Annotated in this window: 3 protein-coding genes; 1 reads left to right on the top strand and 2 read right to left on the bottom strand. The window is 42.3% G+C overall.

Translation table 11 applies throughout. The features are described 5' to 3' along the window. Positions 1-302: 302 nt before the first annotated feature. A complete protein-coding gene (locus JCM21738_RS24910; RefSeq protein WP_023615432.1) occupies positions 303-485 on the bottom strand; it encodes a hypothetical protein in 183 nt (60 codons plus the stop codon). Positions 486-768: 283 nt separating this feature from the next. On the opposite strand from JCM21738_RS24910, the gene JCM21738_RS21095 reads away from it, so the two are divergent. Further along, positions 769-1092: an HPr family phosphocarrier protein gene (locus JCM21738_RS21095; RefSeq protein ID WP_023615433.1), complete on the top strand. Its 324-nt coding sequence runs from the start codon at positions 769-771 to the stop codon at positions 1090-1092. A gap of 229 nt (positions 1093-1321) precedes the next feature. Here JCM21738_RS21095 and JCM21738_RS21090 read toward each other — a convergent pair whose 3' ends face one another. Then, entirely contained in the window at positions 1322-3640 is a 2319-nt protein-coding gene (locus tag JCM21738_RS21090) for a transglycosylase domain-containing protein (protein ID WP_023615434.1), read from the bottom strand. Positions 3641-3964 lie beyond the last annotated feature (324 nt).

The raw sequence follows: 3964 nt of genomic DNA, 5'->3' as shown, positions 1-3964 counted from the left end.
CCGAAGCGTCTCGAGGAGTTAGGAGCCGCAGCTAGACAAGCGACTCGAGGGGCTAGGCGCTGGAGCTGGATTAAGAAAACCTGGATAGTTATCCACATTGAAAATATTTTATAATTTCCATAATTTCCTATTAAATAAAATAACAGCGGCATCGGCGCCTGTATCAAACCTAAATCCTTTATTATATGAGAGCCATTTGGCAGTCGCGCCTCCTTCGAAACGTCAGTCTTCTGAATAAGCATAGCACTGATGATGAACGACAGAGTGTCAACTATAATAGCGCCATAAATACCAATTGACCATTAAGCGAGTACCCCGAGTCCATTGCCAAACAGCATGAACAGACTCATCACAAGCTGATTCAAACCAGCCGCAGTTGTATAGTCCTCTTTTTTCAAGATTCCCTGTACCATTCCATGTTCAGCCGGAAAAAAGAACCTTGGAACCGCACTTCTCAAAAACAGAACAGCAAAGACCAACGGCATCCAGCCAACCCGAGAGATAACCCCGCACTACTCCAATCACAATAAATGGCAATTTGTCTTATTAGCTAAATTTTCAGGCTGCAATAAACTTTCTCCTGACCGTTTCTATCTCCATCCTGAGACGGAGTGCCTCTGCGCTTGAGAACTACCTTGCTTCAAATGCTTCCTAGCTGGTTAGCCTGCTAACATCGCCCAATTTATCTGCTAAAGGTTTTCAAACTAAGTTAACGGGGTAATATTCTATTAACCTAATAAAATGATTCATTAAAGGAGTTATATATAAATGAAAGAGATTATGTCATCTAATGTTATGGTTCAGAAAAGATTCACTATGAAGAAAATGCTTGAAATCTATCAGGCTGCTAAAAAGTTGGACGGTACGACTTACTTATACAGCCGCCAGAAGGCAGTTGAGGCAACTTCATTGTCTAAGCTTGTTTCTTTCCTGCTGACGGTGGAACCAAATACAACTTTAAAAATTATTATGGAAGGTACAGATATAGAATCGAAACTAAACCAGCTTACAAAGCTGCTTACAAATGAAGCTTCTGTACTTCGCGTAAAACGCAAGCAACTTATCGAGTCTTCCGAATCATTCCAGATATAGTCCCAATAATAGATAAAATAATGACTGAGGTGAAGTTTCATGGTAAGAACCATTCTTATGATTATCGGCGCAGTCGTCGTGATCGGTTTCCTTTTAAGCTTGATATAAATTGATGGACAGTAAAGACCTGCTTTCGAGCAGGTCTTTTTTTTGTCTTTTTTTCGTTCCTTTTATGCATACTAAAAAGCACAGGAGACAAGTCCCCTGTGCCTGGTTGGTATTAATTAGGTTAATTATTGCTACCATCTTCTTTTTCATTATCATCAGACCCATCGTCTTCAGACTCTCCAGTGTCTTCAGTATTACCTTCACCATCGGATTCACCATCGCCGCCGGCGTCTCCTTCACCACCTGTATCTTCTTCACCACCGGTATCTTCTTCACCACCGGCATCTCCTTCACCACCGGTATCTTCTTCACCACCGGTATCTCCTTCACCAACGACATCTCCTTCACCACCGGTATCACCATTATCGCTGTCGTTGCTGGTGTCATTGCTGTTGCCAGAATTATTCGTTGACGCCCCGGCCGATTCAGTATTTGTATCCTTTTCCTCTTTCTTTTTTGCTTCTTCTTTCGGCTTCTCTTTTAGCTTCTTTTTTGTTTCTTCCCATTGCTTCTTTAGTTTTTCTCCTTCCCTCTTAACCCTTTCCTCTAACTCTTTTACAGACTTGGCACGCTGCTTCCTCTTGTGCTCTTCTATATATTTTGAAAGGGGCGGGACATTAAAAGACTGTGCATCCGTATTTTTCAATGCTTCAGACATAAAGTCCTTAAAAATCAGGGCAGCTCCTTCGCTGCTTGTGGTGGTTAGGTAATGCTCCTTGTCTGTCTTGTCATAACCAACCCATACAGCGCCAACTAGCTGTGGCGTAAACCCGACAAACCACTGGTCTTTTATCCCTTTTACTCCTTCAATCGGAACTTGGGTTGAGCCTGTTTTCCCAGCTAATTCTCTACCGTCGATTTGCGCACCTTTCCCTGTTCCTTCCTGTACGACACCAAGAAGCATCGTCGTCATTTTCTCTGCAGTTTCTTTTGAAACAACCTGGCTTTTCTTACCTTCATATTCAACAATAACATTGCCTTCTTTATCAACAATCTTGGTGATTGCATGTGTCTCGTGCCGCTCGCCATTATTGACAAATGCTGAATATGCCTCAGCCATTGTTACCGGGGATACCCCAGTGGATAAGCCTCCAAGCGCCAGGCCAAGATTACGGTCGTTTTTTGGATCGAGATTAATGCCGAAATTCTTTACAGATTCCATTCCTTTTACAATTCCTATTTCATCCAGCAGCCATACAGCAGGCACATTCACTGAATCTCTCAAGGCTTCATACATTGGGACTTCGCCTTTATATTTATCATTGTAGTTTTGAGGCTTATAGTTTTTGAATTCCATTTCCTCATCCTTAAGCATGTCCGTAACACCCCAGCCTTCTTCAAGCGCAGGTGCAAATACAGCAAGAGGCTTCATCGTTGAGCCCGGCTGAGCTTTTAACTGAGTAGCACGGTTGTAACCCCGGAACACATGCTCACCGCGGCCGCCTACTAGGGCACGAATCCCTCCACTTTTAGGATCGACCAGTACAGCGCCGCTTTGGACGATTTGCTTGTCAGTGCCTTTTGGAAATATATCATCTTTCGCATAAGTCGCTTCCACTGCTGATTGCATTGTCACATCAAGTTCGGTATAGATTTGCAGCCCGCCAGTCAGAATTTCTTCCTGTGTCAGACCGTATTTCTTGATTGCTTCATCAATAACATGGTCAAGATAATATGGATAGCGGCCGCGCAACGGATCTCCGCCTTTTTCATTAAGGACAATCTCTTCAGCCACTGCTTGTTTATATTCCTCTTCCTTAATAAAACCATGGGTATTCATCATTTGGAGAACAAGATTTCGTCTGTCCACTGCTTCTTCATAATTTTTATTAGGATCCAATGCAGAAGGTGCCTTGATCAAGCCAGCAAGCATAGCCGCTTCGCTGATTGAAAGATCTTTGACGTCCTTGCCAAAGTAACCCATGGCAGCCCTTTTAATCCCCCATGAACCGTTACCGAAATAAATCCGGTTCAAGTACATTTGCATAATCTCATTTTTGGAATATTGCTTTTCAATTTCCCTTGCCATGAAAAATTCTTCGAGCTTTCTTTTATATGTCTTTTCGCTCGAAAGCAAAGCATTCTTTGTCAACTGCTGTGTAATCGTGCTTCCACCTTCAACAATGCTTCCTGCCTTGACGTTCTGGATAAATGCCCGCGAAATACCGACAAGATCTACACCATCGTGTTCATAAAAACGGTGGTCCTCGATGGCAATAACAGCATTCTTGACATGGTCCGGAACTTCTTCAATCTTGATACCCTCATTTTTCAGGGCGGAAATTTTGCTGGCGACTTCACCATTTGCATCGTAAATGACGGTTGACTGTGCCATATCATCATTCAATGCACTGATGTCAGCACCCTCAGAATAAACATGGAAAAAACTTAAGAATGCCAGTACTGCTGTTGAAACAGACAAAACCAGCACCTGGTTCATATGAAGCCTTTTCCATCCTCTTAGAAAACGTGTTGCTATTGAATTTTTGCTCACTGAGCACCCCAACCTTTTAAAAATAGTTTAGAAATATGACACTTTCTTTTACCCATTTTTAAAAGGGATTAACACAAATTGGCTAATTACGAGGAAAAAAGACATATAAGCAAGCAAAAGGTCAATTAATTTTCAGAACCTCATATCACTTCGGACAATTTCTTATGATGGAACTGAAGTTTTGGCCGAACATGGCATCACTTCAGACAAAACTGCACGCTTGTGACGTGTTTTTGGCCGAACATGGCATCACTTCAGACAAAATCTCAT

The organism is Mesobacillus boroniphilus JCM 21738, assembly GCF_000517385.1.
GTDB classification, from domain to species: Bacteria; Bacillota; Bacilli; order Bacillales; family Cytobacillaceae; genus Mesobacillus; species Mesobacillus boroniphilus.
This window is presented reverse-complemented; position numbering and strand designations above follow the sequence as displayed.

Bases quoted from the DNA above. Each gene is read 5' to 3' on its own strand.
- JCM21738_RS21090 (WP_023615434.1), bottom strand. From the start codon at position 3,640: ATGAACCAGGTGCTGGTTTTGTCTGTTTCAACAGCAGTACTGGCATTC.
- JCM21738_RS24910 (WP_023615432.1), bottom strand. From the start codon at position 485: ATGCCGTTGGTCTTTGCTGTTCTGTTTTTGAGAAGTGCGGTTCCAAGG.
- JCM21738_RS21095 (WP_023615433.1), top strand. From the start codon at position 769: ATGAAAGAGATTATGTCATCTAATGTTATGGTTCAGAAAAGATTCACT.